Origin of the sequence: Myceligenerans pegani (genome assembly GCF_014892515.1) — a bacterium.
GTDB classification, from domain to species: domain Bacteria; phylum Actinomycetota; class Actinomycetes; order Actinomycetales; family Cellulomonadaceae; genus Myceligenerans; species Myceligenerans pegani.
Map to the genome: position 1 here is coordinate 21,621 of NZ_JADBGR010000059.1, position 19,764 is coordinate 41,384.

The following is a 19,764-nucleotide window of genomic DNA, read 5'->3' on the forward strand; positions in this document are numbered from 1 at the left end:
GACCGTCACAACCCGACGATCCGCCCCTGGCCGTGCTCCACCGCCCGCCCCCGGCCGTGCCCTCCGTCGAGCGTGAGCTCCAGCCCCCGGTAGCCCGGCACGAGCACGCCGCGCGCAGGCCGGCGTCGTCCCACGACGACGCGACGGCCGGTCGCGGCGAGCGGCGTGAGCGCGTCCAGCACAGCCTCCACCTGCGCCATCGCCAGCGGCATCCCCAGGCAGAAGTGCGGGCCGGCACCGAACCACAGGTGCCGCACGTCGGGGTCGACCGGCCGGTCCGGATCGAACGCGCCAGCGGCCCGGCAGCAGTTCACGGTCGCGATGACGACCCGGTCCCCGGCACTGACCCGCTCTCCGCCGACGACGGCGTCGGCCCGCACGGACCGCAGCATCGCGGGCGTGGGCACGGTCACGCGCAGAGCCTCCTCGACGACACGGCGGCGCAGGTCGTCCCCGGAGACCTCGCTCCGAGAGCCCGCCTCCTCGACGCCGAGCAGCCTCCCCGTCCACCCCGTGTCGTAGGCGATCGCGAGCAGCCGCGGCACGAACGACTGCACCGTCTCCGTCCCGGTGAGCACGAACGCCCCGACCGCGCCCATCGCCTCGCGCTCCGACAGGCCGAGCCCGCGCATCCGCCCGGGCACGGTCGACTCGTCGCCCGCGCGATACGCGTCACGTGCCGGTGCCGTCAGTTCCCCCAGCACCCGCCGCGCGTACGCCACCTGCGACGTCGTGAGCCGGCGCCGATGCAGGCGCACCATCCCGGTCACCACCTGCGCCGCCGCGATCGACGTCCGCACCGCCGCGTCCGTGGGTGGCAGCCCCACGAGCCCGCAGATCACGGACCCTGCCTGGGCGGCGACGACCCGGGCGAGGTCCACGGTCTCACCCGCGTCGAGGCGCGCCACCATGGCGGCGAGCGGACTCGTGGCATCTGGGTCCCGCCCGGCCCGCTCCCGTCCTCGCCCTTCGACCAGTTCCCGCACCGCGCGCGGCGAGAAGATCGGCCCGAGCGCCCGGCGCAGCGCGGCGTGCTCCGCGCCCTCCATGTTCAGCAGCACGGACGGCCCCAGGATCGGGGTCCAGAGGTCCGACGGAGCCCCGGGGCCCACCTTCGAGAAGCGGCCGACGTCGAGAAGCACCTCGCGCGCGATCGCAGCGTCGTTCACCACCAGCCCGACCCGCGGTATCCGCACGACAGGCCGGGACCGCAGCGCCCTCACCGCGGGATAGGCGACGGGATGTGCGGCGCGCTGGACGCGCTCCTCCCATCGAGCCTCGGCCGGGCGAGCCTCCGTCGCACGACCCTCACCGCGCCGCCCGCCCGTCACCGGATGTCCACCACCTCGGGCCGGTACCGATGGTCCGCGTACCAGCCCAGCGTCCGCACCACGCCCCAGGCGTGCACGCGCCGCGTGGAGGCCCGCACCCACACCTCCCGGTGCTCCCCGTACGCGGTCGTCAGCCGCCGGACCGCGTTGACCAGAGCCCGGTCCTCGTGCACGTCCTCGATCCGGGTACGCGGGAACCCGCCCGCCCGCTCGTACAGCTCCGCCGTGATCGCCATGTTGCAGCCGGGTGCCATCACGTAGGGCCCCAGGTATCCCTCGCCGCGGTTCCCGGGCCGCACCTTGCCGAACGCGGCGGCCAGCCACACGACGCCCGCCAGCACGGACTGCTGCACACGCGACACCGGCCGGTCGTCCGTCCGCGGCACGAGCCGCCCCGCGATCAGCTCGTCCCCCGTGCGGAACGCGTCCCGGACGGCCCGCGTCCATCCGGGCGGCGGCAGGCAGTCGGCGTCGGTACGGGCCAGCAGCTCCGCCCCGCCGGCGATCGCCACGCGCATGCCCGTGTCGGCCGCGGCACCCGTTCCCTTCTGCGGTTCGTGCACCACCCGCCACCGCCGCCCCCGCCCGAGCCGCGCGATCGTCTCGCCCGCCAGTTCCGCGGTCCCGTCCGTGGACCCGTTGTCCACGACGACCAGGTTGAAGTCGTCGTCCTCCTGCGCGTGCAGCGCCTCGAGCGTGCGCACGATCCCGTGCTCGTGCGCCTCGTTCAACGCCGGGACGACGACGGCGAGCCGCACCACCCGGACGTCCTCCGGCGCCGCCCCCGCATCCCCGGACCGCCCTCCCGACCCGACACGGCCCCGATCCCCGCTCACCACCGCATCACCATCGCCCCCATGCTGATCCCGCCGGCGAGGCCCACCAGCAGCGCCACGTCCCCACGCCGGAGTCGTCCGCTCCGCTCCGCCAGGCTGAGCTGGAGCGGCAGGCTCGCCGACGCCACGTTGCCGTGGTCGGAGATGGTCACGATCGTGCGTTCCCGGGGCACCCCCAGACTCCCGAACACGTCGTCCAGATAGGCGACAGCCACCTGGTGCACCGCCACGAACGCGACGTCGTCCCACGTCACGTCCGCCTTCGCCATGGCTTCGACGACGACCTCGGGACCGAGCTCGTCGAACGCCTCCCGCAGCCGCGACCCGTCGATCTCGAAGTAGCTGCGCTCGGGATCACGTGGATTGAACGTCCCGCCGCCCGGCAGCATCCCGACGTCCCAGTGACGCGACGCCGCCGTGAAGGCCGAGGCCAGGATGCCCGACGGCGCCGCCCCCGCCAGGTCCGCGAGCTCCGCGTCGAGACCCGGCCCGCCCAAGTCCGGGCCGTCCAGGTCCGCCCCGCCGAGGCCCGCCCCGCCGAATCCTCCGGCGCCCCGCACCGCCTCGACAAGCACCGCCGCACCCGCGTCCGACATCGTGTACCCCGGCGCCGACAGCGCGTACGTCGCCCGGTCGGGCACGTCCCAGCGCACGGCCCGGCTCGGCATCTCGCCGCACGCGATCAGCACCCGCTGGTACCGCCCCGTGCCGATCAGCGCCTCGGCCACCTCGATACCGTTCAGCACCGAGTTGCAGGCGTTCTTCACGTCCATCACCGGGCACGACGCGCCCAGCTTCGCGGCCACGATGTGCGCGGTGGCGGGCTCGACCATGTCCTGCGACGCCGACGCGAAGATCAGCAGGTCGACGTCCGACGGCGTCAGCCCCGCCCCGCCGAGCACCGTCCGCGCGGCCACCACCGCCAGATCCGACGCCTGCTCGTCCTCGCCCGCGACGTGCACCGTCCGTGCCCCCGTCAGCCGGGAGACCATGGGAACCCGCGGCACCACCTTCGGGTTCCGGCGGTGCAGATCCCTCTCGACCTCGGCGACGTCCCGCGTCCCGGCAGGCAGATGGACGGCGACCCCCGCAATCCTGGCGACAGGCTGCGTCGGCTCCGGTACGACCGCGGTCGACGGCTCGACGGCGGCCCTGATTTCGATCGGCACCTGGCACACGGTAGCGACCCTGACGGACACCCCCCGCAAAAGTCCGCCGCACGCGTCCGCCAGGATTTCGTCACGAAGGAACGGCGGCACGGCACACTCTCCTCATGACTCCGCTGCCCACCACCCGGCACGAGCTGGGACTGCTCTGGCGAGCCCGTCCGGCGATGGCCGGGCTGCTGCTCGCCGGACAAGGCCTCGCACGTCTGCCCGGACCCGCGATCCGCAGGGTCCCCGGTATCGGCTGGGTGACCGGTGACCCCGTCGTCGCGCGCGTCGTCCTCAAGGACCACCGCTCCTTCACGATGGTGGGTGAGGGCGGCGTCGGCGACCTCTGGGCACAGATCCTCGGCGAGTGGGTACGCGATCTGTTCGACGGTCCCGGCCACCACGACCTGCGCACGCGCGCCCGCGACCTGTTCACCGAGAGGTCAGCCGCCGCCCTGGTGGCGGAGACGTGGGGACCGGTCCTGAGCGACGTCCGCGCGCGGCTGTCCACCGGCGAGCCCGTCGACGTCGCCCACACCGCACGCGTGCTCGTGGGCCGCATGATGATCGAGCTCCTGGGCATCCCGGCGCCCGACGACGCCGGAAACCGCACCGGCCCCGGCACCGGCACCAACAAGGACCCCGCGTGGCCCGACGACGCCGGGGCGCTCGCCGCCTTCCGCACCGGCGAGCGGCTCGCGAGGCTCGCCCTGGGCACGGCCGCGTCCACCACGCTCTCCCCCGCCGCGATCGCCGAGGCGAAGCTCATCACCGACGAGCTGACCGCCGGCGTCCCGCGCGCCTTCCGCACCGCGCCGCCCGACCGGCTCCTCGGGCGCGCCCGGGAGCTCGGGCTGGACCTCGAGGAGACCACCGGCCTGGCCAGCCTGCTCATGGTCGCCGGGACGGAGACGTCCGCGAGCGCCATGATGCGCACGACGGCGCTCCTGATCGACACCGGCGAACAGCACCGCCTGCTCGCCGGACTGAACGACCACGACCACCAGAACGACCGCACGTCCGCACCCACGGGGCGACCGCCGTCGGACACCGACCCGTGGGAACCGGTGGTCCGCGAGGGGCTGCGCGTGACGAGCCCCGCCTCGGTCATCGGGCGCGGCGTCTCCCGCGACGTCGAGATCGGCGGCGCCCGCCTCCGCGCGGGGGAACGGATCATGCTGCTGGTCTGGTCGGCGAACGCGGCGGCGGGTCCGTTCCGCGCGGACCGGGAGTACGTCCGGGAGACCCGCCAGCTCTGGTTCGGCGCGGGCCGCCATCTCTGCCTCGGCGCGGCGCTCGCCCGTGCGGAGATCTCCGCGCTGCTGCGGGTGCTGTGGCCCGCGGAGGGCGCCGTCCCGCTCCGCGTGGTCCGGCGTCGTGCCGCGCGGCGGGTGGTCGTGCCGGGTTACGAGGAGCTGGTGGTCGCGCGTTCGTAGATCCGGCGCACCACGTCCTCGATGGCCGGCTCGGCGATCGTCAGGTCCAGCACGTCGGCCTGCTCGGAGACGGCGGCGAGCACGCGGGCGGCGGTCGTCGTGGCGGGGTCGAACGCGAGGTGCTGCCGCAGGCCGCCGCCCTCGCTGCGCAGGTGGCGCGCATCGGGCACGGCCAGTTCGGCGCGCGGTTCGGCGAGGTCCACGATCAGCACGCGCTCCGCCCCGACGGTCCGCCCGAGCCCGTCGAGGCTCCCGTCGTAGGCGAGCCGCCCGTGGTCGACGACGAGGATCCGGTCGCACAGCCGCTCGACGTCGCCCATGTCGTGCGTGGTGAGCAGCAGGGTCGTGCCGTGCTCCGCCCGTTCGCGGACCAGGAACTCGCGCAGCCGCTGCTTGGACAGCACGTCGAGCCCGATCGTCGGCTCGTCGAGGACGAGGAGCTCCGGCCGGTGCAGCAGCGCGGCCGCGACCTCGGCGCGCATCCGCTGCCCGAGTGACAGCTGCCGCACGGGTGTACCGAGGTAGTCGCCCATGTCGAGGGTCTCGACGAGCTCGTCCGTGCGGGTCCGCTCCTGCGCGCGGGACAGGGAGTGGATCGCCGCGAGGATGCCGAAGGACTCCCGCACGGGCAGGTCCCACCACAGTTGCGACCGCTGCCCGAAGACGACCCCGATCCGCCGCGCGAGCTTCTTGCGGTCCTTGACCGGCCGCAGCCCGCAGGTGAGCACCTCGCCGGCGGTCGGCACGAGGATTCCGGCGAGCATCTTGATCGTGGTGGACTTCCCGGCGCCGTTGGCGCCGATGTATCCGACCGCCTCGCCCGCCGCGATGCTCCAGCTCATGTCGTCGACGGCGGTCAGCCGCCGCACCTTCAGCCCGTCCCGCACCCGGAAGTCGCGGCTCAGTCCGCGCACCTCCACGATCGTGTCCGACGACGGCGTCCGGCCGTCCGCCGGCACCCTGGCCGTCGCCCGTGGCCGGGCCGTGCCCGGGCCCGCCGTCTCCGGCGTCGTCCTGCTCACCCTCCACCTCCCTGGTAGTGCCGTACACCCGCCCGCCACGCGAGCAGTGCGAGGATCCACGCCCACAGCGCCGCCACGGGTGCGAACCACCCGAGCCACGCGGGCAGCCAGTCCGCGCCGGGCTCGCCGAGCAGCAGCATCGCGGGCAGGTAGGCGCAGAACGCCATGGGGAACACGAACCCGAAGATCACCGTGATGCCGCGCACCCACACGGTGGCGGGCTGCGTGGACGCGTGCCGCCCGCCGTACACGAACGCGTTGGTCACTTGTTCCGCGTTGAGCAGGAAGAACTGCAGTCCGCCCGCCGCGACGAAGTTGGCGCAGAAGATCGCGAACCCGCACACGAGCGCCAGGGCCAGCAACGCCACGGCGCGCGGGCCCCAGTCGATGTCGTTCGCGGCGAGCGCCCAGATCAGCACGACGACGGCGAGCGCCGTGCGTCCCAGACGCCGCAGGCTGATGTCGCTGGTCACGAGCTGCGCGAGCAGCGGCTGCGGCCGCAGGTACAGGACGTCGACGGTCCCGGCCCGGACCTGCTGCGCGAGGCTGTCGACGTGCCCGAACATCATGTCGGCGTTCGAGAACGCGAGTTCGGCGAGGCCGAACACGAGGAGCGCCTGCATCAGGTCGAGGCCGCCCAGGGTGCCGTTCGCGGCCGAGAAGAGCACGATCACCTCGGCCATCTCCGTCAGCCCGACGAGCGCGGTGCCGAACAGGTCGGCCCGGAAGCTCGTGCGGTAGGCGCGTTGCGCGCGGATCCGCGACGCGAGCACGGCGCGATAGGGCCGCAGGAGGTCACCCACCCTGCACCTCCAGCTTCCGCCGCCCGAGCCGGGTCGCCACCTGGCCCGCCGCGAGGGCGAGAGCCAGCCACCCCGCCTGCGCGGCGATCAGCCACAGCGCGTCGGCGCCGGTGGTCCGGCCGCTGAGCACGTCGATCGGGTACATCATCACGGCGGGGAACGGCGTGGCGAGAGCGATCACCTTCAGCCAGTCCGGGAACAGCCAGACGGGGGTCATGAGGCCGGTCAGCAGGCCGGACACGCCCATGTAGAGCACCTGCAGCCCGCGGATCTCGACGAGCCAGAACCCGGCGGTGCCCAGGAGGTAGGCCAGGGAGTGCGAGAGCGCGATCCCCAGCAGCAGGCTCACCGCGCCGAGCACGTACGGCAGCACCTGGGCCGGCATGGCCATGCCCACCACGAGCACGCCCACGCCCACGCTCGGGAGACCGCGCGGGATCAGCGCGAACACGCCACGGCCGACGTCGTCGGCGATGCCGGCGAGCTGCACGTCCACGGGTCGCAGGAAGTCCACGGCGATGGCACCGGACTTGATGCGCTCCGCCGAGCCGGGCAGGGACCAGATGTTCACCGAGCCGAGCAGGCCCTGGCTCAGCCAGACGTAGGCCGCCATCGTCCCGGCGGTGTAGCCGGCGATCTCGCCCCCGCCGTCGTCGACGAGGGTCAGCAGGATCCCGGACTTGAGCAGCCCGAACGTGGCGTTGGCGAGCAGTCCGGCGAAGGCGGCGGGGAGGTAGCGGCTCTGGGTGCGGAAGCCGGCGGCGAGGATCCGGGCGTAGACGCGCACAAGCGCGAGACCCTACTCGCCCGTCAACTCAGGGGCAACGCAATTTCGCGGTATCCGCGGTCGGACCGTCCACGGTCCTCGGAAGTCGCGGGAGCCTCCCGCGACGCCGCTCCCTGCTCGCCGCGGGACCCCTCAGCGCGCGGGAAGCCTCGACAGGTCCCGCACCGCGCCCTTGTCCGCGCTCGTGGCGAGCGCCGCATACGCGCGCAGTGCGGGCGAGACGTACCGGTCGCGCGAGGCGGGCTGCCACGGCCGCTCGGACGACTCCATCTTCAGGCGCCGCTCCGCCAGGACGTCGTCGGGCACGTGCAGCACGATGGACCGCGCCTCGACGTCGATCGAGATCTCGTCCCCGTCCTCGACCAGCCCGATCGTGCCGCCGGCGGCGGCCTCCGGGGAGACGTGCCCCACGGAGATCCCGCTGGACCCGCCCGAGAAGCGCCCGTCGGTGATGAGCGCGACCTGCTTGCCCAGGCCGCGACCCTTGATGAAGGACGTCGGGTACAGCATCTCCTGCATGCCCGGCCCGCCGGCCGGACCCTCGTACCGCACGACGACGACGTGCCCCGGCTCGACCTGCTTGGACAGGATCTTCTCGACGGCCTCGTCCTGCGACTCGCACACGAGCGCCCGCCCGCGGAACCGGAACACGTCCGGGTCGACGCCCGCCGTCTTGAACACGGCGCCGTCCTCGGCGAGGTTGCCACGCAGCACGGCGAGGCCGCCCTCGACCGTGTACGCGTGCTCGATGTCGCGGATGCAGCCCTCGGCGGCGTCCGTGTCGAGCGACTCCCAGCGGTTCGACGTCGAGAACGCCTGCGTGGTCCGCACGCCGCCGGGGGCGGCGTGGAACAGTTCGAGCGCCTCGTCGGTGGCCTTGCCGCCGCGGATGTCCCAGTCGTCGAGCCACTCGCGCATAGTGGGGGTGTGCACGGTGGTGACCTCGTGGGACAGCAGCCCGGCGCGGTCCAGTTCGCCGAGCAGTGCGGGGATGCCGCCCGCCCGGTGCACGTCCTCCATGTGGAAGTCCGGGTGGTTCGGCGCCACCTTGCTCAGGCACGGCACCCGGCGGCTGAGCTCCTCGATGTCGGCGAGCGTGAAGTCGACCTCGGCCTCCTGGGCCGCGGCGAGGATGTGCAGCACCGTGTTCGTGGAGCCGCCCATCGCGACGTCGAGTGCCATCGCGTTCATGAAGGCGTCCTTGGTCGCGATCCCGCGCGGCGCGGCGGTGTCGTCCTCGTCCTCGTAGAAGCGGCGCGCCAGATCCACGACGGTGCGGCCCGCGTTCAGGAAGAGCTCCTTGCGCGCGGCGTGCGTGGCGAGCGTGGAGCCGTTGCCCGGCAGCGACAGGCCGAGCGCCTCGGTGAGGCAGTTCATCGAGTTCGCGGTGAACATGCCCGAGCACGACCCGCAGGTGGGACAGGCGTTCTCCTCGACCATGCCGAGCGCCTTGTCGTCGACGTTCTCGTCGGCGGAGTAGTTGATCGCGTTGATGAGGTTGAGGGGGGTCCTGGCGACGCCGTCGGCCACGACCGCCTTGCCGGCCTCCATCGGCCCGCCCGAGACGAAGATCGCCGGGATGTTCAGCCGCAGCGCCGCGTTGAGCATGCCCGGCGTGATCTTGTCGCAGTTGGAGATGCACACCAGCGCGTCGGCGGTGTGGGCGTTGACCATGTACTCCACCGAGTCGGCGATGAGGTCGCGGCTCGGGAGCGAGTAGAGCATCCCGCCGTGCCCCATCGCGATGCCGTCGTCGACGGCGATCGTGTTGAACTCCTTGGCGACGCCGCCGGCCTCACGGACGGCGCTCGCGACGAGGTCGCCCATGTCCTTGAGATGCACGTGGCCCGGGACGAACTGGGTGTACGAGTTCGCGATCGCGATGATCGGCTTGCCGAAGTCCTCCGACCCCATGCCGGTGGCGCGCCACAGGGCGCGCGCTCCCGCCATGTTCCGGCCGTGCGTGGAGGTGCGGGATCGCAGCGGACGACTCATGCGGGCACGATAGTCCCGCTGTCCGGCAGCTGACACACCCGGGTCACAGTACGGACAGCTCGCCCGTAAGATCTTCGTAAGATAAACGATTTGCATGCTGCCGCAACGACTGTGCGCCCCTCCACGATGCAGCGCATGACGTCCACGAAGGCAGCGCCCGCGACCACCCTGACCACCTCCGACTCACCCGCCGCCCGGATGCTCGCCGTGTGCCGCGTCCTGCTCGGGTTCGTGTTCCTCTGGCCCGCGCTCGACAAGTCGTTCGGGCTCGGCTACGCCACCCCGGCCGATGCCGCGTGGCTCACCACCGGCAACTCGCCCACCGCCGGCTACCTGGGCCACGTCGAGGGCCCGCTCGGCGGTTTCTTCGCCGGGCTCGCGAGCCCCGTCTCCGACGTCCTGTTCGTCGCCGGGATGGCGGGCACCGGCATCGCGCTGCTGCTCGGCATCGGGCTGCGCGTCGCGGCGGCGTCGGGCGCGCTCATCATGACCCTGCTGTGGCTCTCGGCCTGGACCTTCGCGCCCGGCTCGACCAATCCGATCGTCGACACCCACGTGATCTACGCGGCGCTCGTCGTCACCCTCGCCGTCGCGCGGGCCGGCGACGTGTGGGGCCTCGGCCGCGCCTGGGCCGCCTCGGGGATCCCCGGAAGCCGGACCTGGCTCCGCTGACCGCACCGGACGACCGACATCGCGGTCAGTCGTTCGCGCTCACGTACTCGTCCTCGAGGACACTCATCACGTACGCGTCCGACCAGCCGTCGCCGTCCGGGTAGACGTCGCGCAGCCGCCCCTCCTCGCGGAAGCCCAGCGATTCGTACAGGGCCTTCGCCCGCGGGTTGATGCTCAGGACGTCGAGCCCGACCCGGTGCAGCCGGGGGCCGGGGTGCTCCGGACCGCCGACGAAGGCGAACCGGAGCACCTCCTCGATCGCCTCGCGCCCGTATCCGCGGCCGCGGTAGTTCGGCAGCATCTGCAGGCGGAGGTTGGCGGACCGCCGCTCCGGGTCGATGTCGTTCAGCACGATCTCGCCGATCAACTCGTCGCTGACGGGGACGCCGTCACGCACGGCCGCGGGCACGATCGCCCAGTCGAACCGGCCGGGACGGTCCGAGACGACCGCCGCCCACTTGTCGATCTGCTCCCGCGTGAACGTCTCCGTCGTCCCGGTCAGGCGCATGCCCTCCGGGTCCTGGACCGCCTCCCAGAGACGATCCGCGTCACGCGGTTCGATCGGCCGCAGGCGCACCAGCTCGCCGTGCAGCACCGGCCCTCTGGTCACTGCCCGATCCGCTCCAGCACCAGTTCACGCACGCGCTTCGCGTCCGCCTGGCCCTTGGTCGCCTTCATCACCGCGCCGATGATCGCGCCGACGGGCCCCTGGTTGCCGCCCCGGACCTTCTCCACGACGTCGGGCTGCGCGGCGAGCGCCTCGTCGATGGCCGCCAGCAGCGCGCCGTCGTCGGACACGACCTCGAGACCGCGCGACCGCACGACCGCGGCCGGGTCGCCCTCGCCCGCGAGCACGCCGTCGAGCACCTGGCGGGCCAGCTTGTCGTTGATCGTGCCGGCCGCGACGAGCTGCTCGAGCTCGGCGATCTGGGCGGGAGTGACCGCCATGCTCGCGAGCGCGACGTCGGCCTGCTTGGCCCGCCGCGCGAGCTCGCCCATCCACCACTTGCGGGCCCCGGCGGGCGAGGTGCCCCCGGCGACGGTCGCCTCGATGAGGTCGACCGCACCGGCGTTGACGACGTCGCGCATCTCGGCGTCGGCGTACCCCCACTCCTTCTGGAGGCGACGGCGGCGCGCCGCCGGCATCTCCGGCAGGCTCGCCCGGATCTCCTCGACCCACTCGCGGCTCGGCGCGACGGGGACCAGGTCCGGCTCGGGGAAGTAGCGGTAGTCCTCCGCGTCCGACTTCACGCGGCCCGACGTGGTGATGCCGGTGTCCTCGTGCCAGTGCCGGGTCTCCTGGACGACGGCCTGCCCCGCGTCGAGCACGGCGGCCTGGCGTGAGATCTCGTGCCGCACCGTCCGCTCCACCGAGCGGAAGGAGTTCACGTTCTTCGTCTCCGTGCGGGTCCCCAGCGGGGCGTCGGGGCTGGTGCGCAGGGAGACGTTCACGTCCGCGCGCACGTTGCCGCGCTCCATGCGCGCCTCGGACACGCCGAGGGCACGGAAGATGTCGCGCAGTGTCTGCACGTAGGCCCGCGCCACCTCCGGCGCCCGCTCACCGGCGCCCTCGATGGGCTTGGTGACGATCTCCACCAGCGGGATGCCCGCGCGGTTGTAGTCGACGAGGCTGTACTCCGCGCCGTGGATCCGGCCCGTCGCGCCGCCGACGTGCGTGTTCTTGCCCGCGTCCTCCTCCATGTGGGCGCGCTCGATCTCGACGCGGAAGATCTCGCCGTCCTTGAGCTCGATGTCGATCCAGCCGTCGTAGGCGATGGGCTCGTCGTACTGCGAGGTCTGGAAGTTCTTCGGGACGTCCGGGTAGAAGTAGTTCTTCCGCGCGAACCGGCAGGACTCCGCGATCTGGCAGTTCAGCGCGAGGCCGATGCGGATCGCGTACTCGACGGCGGTGCCGTTGACCACGGGCAGCGCGCCCGGCAGCCCGAGCGACACGGGCGTGGTCTGCGTGTTGGGTTCGCCGCCGAACTCGACCTCGGCCGCGCAGAACATCTTGGTCCGTGTGCCGAGCTCGACGTGCACCTCGATGCCGAGCACCGGGTCGTACCGGCGCACGGCGTCGTCGTAGGCCACGAGTTCGGTGGTCGGTGCGGCGGTCATCGGGTCAGCTCCGTGGTCTTCAGCTCGGGGGCCCGGGCCAGCAGCGGCCCGCCCCAGGTCTTCTCGAGGGCTGCCTCGAGGGCGGCACCCACGCGGTACATGCGGTCGTCGGCCTTCGCCGGGGCGAGGATCTGGAAGCCGACCGGAAGGCCGTCGTCGGACAGGCCGTTCGGCACGGACACGCCGGGGACGCCGGCAAGGTTGGCCGGGATCGTCGCGACGTCGTTGAGGTACATGGCCAGCGGGTCGTCGAGCTTTTCGCCGAACGTGAACGCCGTGGTCGGCGCGGTCGGCGACACGAGGACGTCCGCCTGCTCGAACGCGGCCGCGAAGTCGCGCTGCACGAGCGTGCGGACCTTCTGCGCGCTGCCGTAGTAAGCGTCGTAGTAGCCGGCGCTCAGGGCGTAGGTGCCCAGGATGACGCGGCGCTTGACCTCGTCGCCGAAGCCGGCACCGCGCGTGGCGGACATGACGCGCTCGGCGGTGACGGGGCCCTCGGCGGGCTGGACCCGGAGACCGAAGCGCATGCCGTCGAACTTGGCGAGGTTGCTGGACGCCTCCGCCGGCATGATCAGGTAGTACGCGTCGAGCGCATAGGTGAAGTGGGGGCAGGAGACCTCGACCGCCTCGGCGCCGAGCGAGCGCAGCGTGTCGAGCGACTCCGTGAACCGGGCACTGACGCCCTCCTGGTAGCCCTCACCGGAGAGCTCCTTGACGACGCCGACGCGCAGACCCTTCAGGTCCCCGGTGGCGCCGCGACGGGCGGCCTCGACCAGGCCGGGCAGCGGCTCGGCGATCGAGGTCGAGTCCCGCGGGTCGTGCCCGCCGATGAGCTCGTGGAGCAGTGCCGCGTCGAGGACCGTGCGGGTCACGGGGCCCGCCTGGTCGAGGCTGCTCGCCATCGCGATGAGGCCGTAACGCGAGACGCCGCCGTACGTCGGCTTGGCGCCCACCGTTCCGGTGACCGCGCCGGGCTGGCGGATCGAGCCGCCCGTGTCCGTCCCGATCGCCAGGGGCGCCTCGAAGGCGGCGACCGCGGCGGCCGACCCCCCTCCGGAGCCGCCGGGGATGCGCTCGAGGTCCCAGGGGTTCTTCGTGTTGCCGTAGGCCGAGTGCTCGGTGGAGGAGCCCATCGCGAACTCGTCCATGTTGGTCTTGCCGAGGATCGGCAGGCCGGCGGTCTTGATCCGCTCGACGAGCGTGGCGTCGTAGGGCGGGATCCAGCCCTCGAGGATCTTCGAGCCGGCGGTGGTCGGCAGGCCCTTGGTGACGACGACGTCCTTCACCGCGATCGGCACGCCGGCGAGCGGCCCGAGTTCGTCGCCGGCAGCGCGGCGGGAGTCGACCTCGGCCGCGGTCGCCAGCGCCTCATCGGCACTGACGTGCAGGAACGCGTTCAAATCGCCGTCGACGGCGGCGATGCGGTCCAGGTGGGCCTGCGTGGCCTCGACGCTGGAAACCGTGCCGTCGGCGATCGCCGCGGCGAGCTCGGACGCGCTCAGGCGCGTGATGTCACTGGTCATCTCTCACTCCTCGCCGAGGATCTGCGGGACGAGGAACCGGCCGTCCTCCTGCTCCGGGGCCGCTGCCAGGACGTCCTGCTGCGGAAGCGGCTGCTGCGGGACGTCGTCGCGGAACACGTTCGTGAGCGGGATGGGGTGGCTCGTCGCGGGGACGTCGGCGGTGGCTACCTGGCTCACGCGGGCGATGGACTCGACGATGACGTCGAGCTCACCCGCGAGACGGTCGACCTCGTCGGAACGCAGGTCGATCCGGGCCAGGCCCGCGACGCGCGCGACCTCGTCTCGGGAGATGGTGGACATGGCGTCAGTCTAGTGGCGATGGGGCGCGGGGTTGCTCGCGGCGAGGGTGATGCTGTCCGGGCCGGTGCTGTGGTGGGGGCGTGGGGGGGTGGAGTTGTTGGGCAGGGTGCGGGGGTATGGCAGAAGCCCCCGAACCATCAGGTTCGGGGGCTTCTGTGAAAGGGGGTCCGGCGGCGTCCTACTCTCCCACCCCCTGGCGGGGGCAGTACCATCGGCGCTGTAGGGCTGAGCTTCCGGGTTCGGAATGGAGCCGGGCGTTTCCCCTACGCTATGACCGCCGTAACACTATCGAGTTCACCAACCAACCCAGGGCTACAGGCCCCCCCTCTTCGTTGTGCCTGCCGGCACCCGTGGGGGGTGGTTTGGTCGTTTCTCGGGAACCGTACAGTGGACGCGAACAGCCGGCACACACACAGTGTGTGGGTGTGGGGTGTGTTGTTGAGGTTGTTGGCGGATTAGTACCGGTCAACTCCACCCATTACTGGGCTTCCATCTCCGGCCTATCAACCCGGTAGTCTTCCGGGCGCCTTCCCACCCGAGGGTGGTGGAGTCTTCATCTTGAAGCAGGCTTCCCGCTTAGATGCTTTCAGCGGTTATCCCTTCCGAACGTAGCCAACCAGCCGTGCTCCTGGCGGAACAACTGGCACACCAGAGGTTCGTCCGTCCCGGTCCTCTCGTACTAGGGACAGCCCTTCTCAAGACTCCTACGCGCGCAGCGGATAGGGACCGAACTGTCTCACGACGTTCTAAACCCAGCTCGCGTACCGCTTTAATGGGCGAACAGCCCAACCCTTGGGACCAACTCCAGCCCCAGGATGCGACGAGCCGACATCGAGGTGCCAAACCATGCCGTCGATATGGACTCTTGGGCAAGATCAGCCTGTTATCCCCGGGGTACCTTTTATCCGTTGAGCGACCACGCTTCCACAAGCCATGGCCGGATCACTAGTTCCGACTTTCGTCCCTGCTCGACCTGTCAGTCTCACAGTCAAGCTCCCTTGTGCACTTGCACTCGACACCTGATTGCCAACCAGGCTGAGGGAACCTTTGAGCGCCTCCGTTACATTTTAGGAGGCAACCGCCCCAGTTAAACTACCCACCAGGCACTGTCCCTGATCCGGATCACGGACCGAGGTTAGATGCCCGAAGCGATCAGAGTGGTATTTCAACGATGACTCCACCCGACCTGGCGGCCGGGCTTCACAGTCTCCCACCTATCCTACACAAACCGCACCGAACACCAATACCAAGCTGTAGTAAAGGTCCCGGGGTCTTTCCGTCCTGCTGCGCGTAACGAGCATCTTTACTCGTAGTGCAATTTCGCCGAGTTCGCGGTCGAGACAGCGGAGAAGTCGTTACGCCATTCGTGCAGGTCGGAACTTACCCGACAAGGAATTTCGCTACCTTAGGATGGTTATAGTTACCACCGCCGTTTACTGGGGCTTAAATTCTGAGCTTCAACCCGCAAGGGTTTGACTCGTCCTCTTAACCTTCCAGCACCGGGCAGGCGTCAGTCCGTATACATCGTCTTGCGACTTCGCACGGACCTGTGTTTTTAGTAAACAGTCGCTTCTCCCTGGTCTCTGCGGCCCACCCCCGCTCCCCCCAGCAAGTAGGGTTCACGGGTTGGGCCCCCCTTCTCCCGAAGTTACGGGGGCATTTTGCCGAGTTCCTTGACCACGATTCGCTCGATCACCTTGGTATTCTCTACCTGACCACCTGAGTCGGTTTCGGGTACGGGCGGCTAGAACCTCACGTCGAGGCTTTTCTTGGCAGCAGAGGATCACCACGTTCCCACATAAGTGGTCACCATCAGCCCTCACCCTTCATGTCCCGCGGATTTGCCTACGGAACGGGCTACGACCTTGGACGTGGACAACCATCGCCACGTGCGGCTACCTTCCTGCGTCACCCCTGTTAACACGCTTACCTACTACCGGATCAGGTCCCACGCCTCACCCCCCGGTACAGTCCGAAGACTGTGGTGGAAGGTTCGGGATGGTTAGTCTCACCGGACTCGGTATGGGCGGTTCTTCGCCGGTAGGAGAATATCAACTCCTTGTCCATCGACTACGCCTGTCGGCCTCGCCTTAGGTCCCGACTTACCCAGGGCGGATAAACCTGGCCCTGGAACCCTTGGTCATTCGGTGGACGGGATTCACACCCGTCATTCGCTACTCATGCCTGCATTCTCACTCCCGCAGCCTCCACCCCTGGATCACTCCGGGACTTCCACGGCTGCAGGACGCTCCCCTACCCAACCACACCACTGACAATCAACAAGTTGACCGTAATGTATGCGTGTGGTTGCCACGGCTTCGGCGGTGTGCTTGAGCCCCGCTACATTGTCGGCGCGGAATCACTTGACCAGTGAGCTATTACGCACTCTTTCAAGGATGGCTGCTTCTAAGCCAACCTCCTGGTTGTCTGAGCAACTCCACATCCTTTCCCACTGAGCACACGCTTAGGGGCCTTAGCCGGCGATCTGGGCTGTTTCCCTCTCGACCCACGGAGCTTATCCCCCGCAGTCTCACTGCCACGCTCAACTTACCGGCATTCGGAGTTTGGCTGACGTCAGTAACCTTGTCGGGCCCATCGGCCATCCAGTAGCTCTACCTCCAGCAAGCAACACGCGACGCTGCACCTAAATGCATTTCGGGGAGAACCAGCTATCACGGAGTTTGATTGGCCTTTCACCCCTAACCACAGGTCATCCCCCAGGTTTTCAACCCTGGTGGGTTCGGGCCTCCACACCGTCTTACCGACGCTTCACCCTGCCCATGGCTAGATCACCCCGCTTCGGGTCTAGACCCGGCGACTGGACCGCCCTGTTCGGACTCGCTTTCGCTACGGCTACCCCACCCGGGTTAACCTCGCCACCGAGCACTAACTCGCAGGCTCATTCTTCAAAAGGCACGCCATCACCCCCACACGCCCCACAAGGAGACGCCGAGGCTCTGACGGATTGTAGGCACACGGTTTCAGGTACTATTTCACTCCCCTCCCGGGGTACTTTTCACCTTTCCCTCACGGTACTGGTCCGCTATCGGTCATCAGGGAGTATTTAGGCTTACCAAGTGGTCTTGGCAGATTCACACGAGATTTCACGGGCCCCGTGCTACTCGGGACAACCTCCACCAGGCCGCACGATTTCACCTACGGGACTCCCACCCTCTACGGTCCGGTATTCAACCCGGTTCGGCTATCACACGACTTTCTCACTGGCCCAGACCCTGTCAGAGATCTGAAGAAGCTCCCACTACCCCGCACACGCAACGCCTGACAACTTGACACGCGCACGGTTTAACCTCATCCGCTTTCGCTCACCACTACTCACAGAATATCTCTTCCTGCCGGTACTGAGATGTTTCACTTCCCGGCGTTCCCCCCCACACCCTATGAATTCAAGTGCGGGTACCCGAACATGACTTCGGGTAGGTTCCCCCATTCGGAAACCCTCGGATCACAGCTCGTCTGCCAGCTCCCCGAGGCTTATCGCAGGCTACAACGTCCTTCGTCGGCTCCTGATGCCAAGGCATCCACCCTGTGCCCTAAAAAACTTCAACAACACTACACAGAACACACCAGCACACCCCCTCCCACCCCAAGGATGAAAACCCCAAGGATGAGAACAGAGCCACTGGCATGTCCAGAGATGCTCGCGTCCACTATACAGTTCTCAAGCAACGAACGAACCCACCACCCACGAACGACCAACCACACCATCCCGGCCTGGCGGTATCGCTCCAGCGATGACCCGAACCCTCCACGAAACACCCCACCCAGGAACCCCCACCCCGACCACGAGCAAAAAAACCCGCGACCCGGTCGTGACGATCCCGAGAGCCGGTTGCCTCAGGACCCAACAGTGTGCTCGGCAGACCCCACCCCCAGGCGTCACCCGTTCCAGCCCGGCCACCACCACCCCCCGCAAGAGAGAGGCCGGCACCCGGCGTACTAGAGGCAACCCCACACAAGAGGCAGAGCCCTTCGTCAATGTTCCACCCACGAGCAACCACCCACGACACGTTCGGTCATGGCGCGGCTTCTGGACCCGCCACCCCAGGGGCGACGAGCCGAAGTGCTCCTTAGAAAGGAGGTGATCCAGCCGCACCTTCCGGTACGGCTACCTTGTTACGACTTAGTCCCAATCGCCAGTCCCACCTTCGACCACTCCCCCCTTACGGTTGGGCCGTGGGCTTCGGGTGTTACCAACTTTCGTGACTTGACGGGCGGTGTGTACAAGGCCCGGGAACGTATTCACCGCAGCGTTGCTGATCTGCGATTACTAGCGACTCCGACTTCACGGGGTCGAGTTGCAGACCCCGATCCGAACTGAGACCGGCTTTTAGGGATTCGCTCCACCTCACGATATCGCAACCCTCTGTACCGGCCATTGTAGCATGCGTGAAGCCCAAGACATAAGGGGCATGATGATTTGACGTCATCCCCACCTTCCTCCGAGTTGACCCCGGCAGTCTCCCATGAGTCCCCGGCATCACCCGCTGGCAACATGAGACAAGGGTTGCGCTCGTTGCGGGACTTAACCCAACATCTCACGACACGAGCTGACGACAACCATGCACCACCTGTACACCGACCTTACGGAAACCACATCTCTGCAGCGATCCGGTGCATGTCAAGCCTTGGTAAGGTTCTTCGCGTTGCATCGAATTAATCCGCATGCTCCGCCGCTTGTGCGGGCCCCCGTCAATTCCTTTGAGTTTTAGCCTTGCGGCCGTACTCCCCAGGCGGGGCACTTAATGCGTTAGCTACGGCACAGAACAGGTGGAACCTGCCCCACACCTAGTGCCCAACGTTTACGGCATGGACTACCAGGGTATCTAATCCTGTTCGCTCCCCATGCTTTCGCTCCTCAGCGTCAGTAACGGCCCAGAGACCTGCCTTCGCCATCGGTGTTCCTCCTGATATCTGCGCATTCCACCGCTACACCAGGAATTCCAGTCTCCCCTACCGCACTCCAGCCTGCCCGTACCCGATGCCAGCCCGAGGTTGAGCCTCGGGTTTTCACACCAGACGCGACAGACCGCCTACGAGCTCTTTACGCCCAATAATTCCGGACAACGCTTGCGCCCTACGTATTACCGCGGCTGCTGGCACGTAGTTAGCCGGCGCTTCTTCTACACGTACCCTCAACCCCCCGAAAACGAGAAGCCTTGTTCCGTGTCGAAAGAGGTTTACAACCCGAAGGCCGTCATCCCTCACGCGGCGTCGCTGCATCAGGCTTGCGCCCATTGTGCAATATTCCCCACTGCTGCCTCCCGTAGGAGTCTGGGCCGTGTCTCAGTCCCAGTGTGGCCGGTCGCCCTCTCAGGCCGGCTACCCGTCGACGCCTTGGTAGGCCATCACCCCACCAACAAGCTGATAGGCCGCGAGCCCATCCCCCACCAAAAAATCTTTCCAACCCCCACCATGCGGCAGAGACTGAATATCCGGTATTAGACCCCGTTTCCAAGGCTTATCCCGAAGTAGAGGGGCAGGTTACTCACGTGTTACTCACCCGTTCGCCACTAATCCACCCAGCAAGCTGGGCTTCATCGTTCGACTTGCATGTGTTAAGCACGCCGCCAGCGTTCGTCCTGAGCCAGGATCAAACTCTCCGCAAAAGAAAACACTCTTCACAGAGCTTAACTGATACCAGCTCAGACCAGACAGACAAACTGCCCGATCCGATCCAAAACAACCCCTCCCACAAAAGGGAAGAGCCTTAAACATTGGCATTGACTATCAAGCACACTGTTGAGTTCTCAAACAACCGACGCACAC

At 68.7% G+C, this 19,764-nt stretch carries 13 protein-coding genes and 3 rRNA genes; 2 read left to right on the plus strand and 14 right to left on the minus strand.

Annotated elements, in window-relative coordinates:
• Window positions 1–5 precede the first annotated feature (5 nt).
• From IIE03_RS06200 to IIE03_RS06210, 3 genes are all read right to left on the minus strand, one after another.
• On the minus strand, window positions 6–1,172 hold the full coding sequence (locus tag IIE03_RS06200; protein WP_318842832.1) for a cytochrome P450: 1,167 nt from the start codon (window positions 1,170–1,172) through the stop codon (window positions 6–8).
• Between the two features lie 155 nt (window positions 1,173–1,327).
• Window positions 1,328–2,167: a glycosyltransferase gene (locus tag IIE03_RS06205; protein WP_318842833.1), complete on the minus strand. Its 840-nt coding sequence runs from the start codon at window positions 2,165–2,167 to the stop codon at window positions 1,328–1,330.
• The gene (locus IIE03_RS06210) at window positions 2,164–3,336 is read right to left on the minus strand and encodes a 3-oxoacyl-ACP synthase III family protein (RefSeq protein ID WP_318842834.1); all 1,173 of its coding nucleotides are present in this window, start codon (window positions 3,334–3,336) and stop codon (window positions 2,164–2,166) included. The genes IIE03_RS06205 and IIE03_RS06210 overlap by 4 nt, the downstream gene beginning before the upstream one ends.
• A 104-nt stretch (window positions 3,337–3,440) precedes the next feature.
• Between IIE03_RS06210 and IIE03_RS06215 the strand changes: the two genes are divergently transcribed.
• Window positions 3,441–4,757 carry a cytochrome P450 gene (locus IIE03_RS06215; RefSeq protein ID WP_225997356.1) on the plus strand — a complete coding sequence of 439 codons (1,317 nt, stop codon included), beginning with the start codon at window positions 3,441–3,443 and terminating at the stop codon, window positions 4,755–4,757.
• Here IIE03_RS06215 and IIE03_RS06220 read toward each other — a convergent pair.
• From IIE03_RS06220 to ilvD, 4 genes are all read right to left on the minus strand, one after another.
• Complete coding sequence (locus IIE03_RS06220) at window positions 4,727–5,716, minus strand: ABC transporter ATP-binding protein (RefSeq protein WP_408632830.1); 990 nt, start codon at window positions 5,714–5,716, stop codon at window positions 4,727–4,729. The genes IIE03_RS06215 and IIE03_RS06220 overlap by 31 nt on opposite strands.
• A gap of 59 nt (window positions 5,717–5,775) precedes the next feature.
• Complete coding sequence (locus IIE03_RS06225) at window positions 5,776–6,582, minus strand: ABC transporter permease (RefSeq protein WP_192861878.1); 807 nt, start codon at window positions 6,580–6,582, stop codon at window positions 5,776–5,778.
• Window positions 6,575–7,369 carry an ABC transporter permease gene (locus tag IIE03_RS06230; protein ID WP_192861879.1) on the minus strand — a complete coding sequence of 265 codons (795 nt, stop codon included), beginning with the start codon at window positions 7,367–7,369 and terminating at the stop codon, window positions 6,575–6,577. Before IIE03_RS06230 ends, IIE03_RS06225 begins: the two co-directional genes overlap by 8 nt.
• Window positions 7,370–7,501: 132 nt before the next feature.
• Window positions 7,502–9,364: a dihydroxy-acid dehydratase gene (ilvD, locus tag IIE03_RS06235; protein WP_192861880.1), complete on the minus strand. Its 1,863-nt coding sequence runs from the start codon at window positions 9,362–9,364 to the stop codon at window positions 7,502–7,504.
• 135 nt (window positions 9,365–9,499) lie between these two features.
• On the opposite strand from ilvD, the gene IIE03_RS06240 reads away from it, so the two are divergent.
• Window positions 9,500–10,036, plus strand: coding sequence for a DoxX family protein (locus IIE03_RS06240; protein WP_225997357.1), 537 nt, complete (start codon window positions 9,500–9,502; stop codon window positions 10,034–10,036).
• Between the two features lie 25 nt (window positions 10,037–10,061).
• Here IIE03_RS06240 and IIE03_RS06245 read toward each other — a convergent pair whose 3' ends face one another.
• The 7 genes from IIE03_RS06245 to IIE03_RS06275 form a co-directional block, all read right to left on the minus strand.
• Window positions 10,062–10,646: a GNAT family N-acetyltransferase gene (locus IIE03_RS06245; protein ID WP_192861882.1), complete on the minus strand. Its 585-nt coding sequence runs from the start codon at window positions 10,644–10,646 to the stop codon at window positions 10,062–10,064.
• On the minus strand, window positions 10,643–12,154 hold the full coding sequence (gatB, locus tag IIE03_RS06250; protein WP_192861883.1) for an Asp-tRNA(Asn)/Glu-tRNA(Gln) amidotransferase subunit GatB: 1,512 nt from the start codon (window positions 12,152–12,154) through the stop codon (window positions 10,643–10,645). The genes IIE03_RS06245 and gatB overlap by 4 nt, the downstream gene beginning before the upstream one ends.
• Entirely contained in the window at window positions 12,151–13,677 is a 1,527-nt protein-coding gene (gene gatA / locus IIE03_RS06255; RefSeq protein WP_192861884.1) for an Asp-tRNA(Asn)/Glu-tRNA(Gln) amidotransferase subunit GatA, read from the minus strand. Before gatA ends, gatB begins: the two co-directional genes overlap by 4 nt.
• Window positions 13,678–13,680: 3 nt before the next feature.
• Window positions 13,681–13,977 carry an Asp-tRNA(Asn)/Glu-tRNA(Gln) amidotransferase subunit GatC gene (gene gatC / locus IIE03_RS06260; RefSeq protein WP_192861885.1) on the minus strand — a complete coding sequence of 99 codons (297 nt, stop codon included), beginning with the start codon at window positions 13,975–13,977 and terminating at the stop codon, window positions 13,681–13,683.
• 165 nt (window positions 13,978–14,142) lie between these two features.
• A 5S ribosomal RNA gene (gene rrf, locus IIE03_RS06265) occupies window positions 14,143–14,259 on the minus strand.
• A gap of 153 nt (window positions 14,260–14,412) precedes the next feature.
• A 23S ribosomal RNA gene (locus IIE03_RS06270) occupies window positions 14,413–17,543 on the minus strand.
• Between the two features lie 526 nt (window positions 17,544–18,069).
• Window positions 18,070–19,604, minus strand: a 16S ribosomal RNA gene (locus IIE03_RS06275).
• Together the 16S, 23S and 5S rRNA genes form the textbook arrangement of a ribosomal RNA operon.
• Window positions 19,605–19,764 lie beyond the last annotated feature (160 nt).

Coding starts and splice junctions, on each gene's coding strand:
- gatC (WP_192861885.1), bottom strand. CDS start 13,977: ATGTCCACCATCTCCCGAGACGAGGTCGCGCGCGTCGCGGGCCTGGCC.
- IIE03_RS06215 (WP_225997356.1), top strand. CDS start 3,441: ATGACTCCGCTGCCCACCACCCGGCACGAGCTGGGACTGCTCTGGCGA.
- IIE03_RS06240 (WP_225997357.1), top strand. CDS start 9,500: ATGACGTCCACGAAGGCAGCGCCCGCGACCACCCTGACCACCTCCGAC.
- gatA (WP_192861884.1), bottom strand. CDS start 13,677: ATGACCAGTGACATCACGCGCCTGAGCGCGTCCGAGCTCGCCGCGGCG.
- gatB (WP_192861883.1), bottom strand. CDS start 12,154: ATGACCGCCGCACCGACCACCGAACTCGTGGCCTACGACGACGCCGTG.
- ilvD (WP_192861880.1), bottom strand. CDS start 9,364: ATGAGTCGTCCGCTGCGATCCCGCACCTCCACGCACGGCCGGAACATG.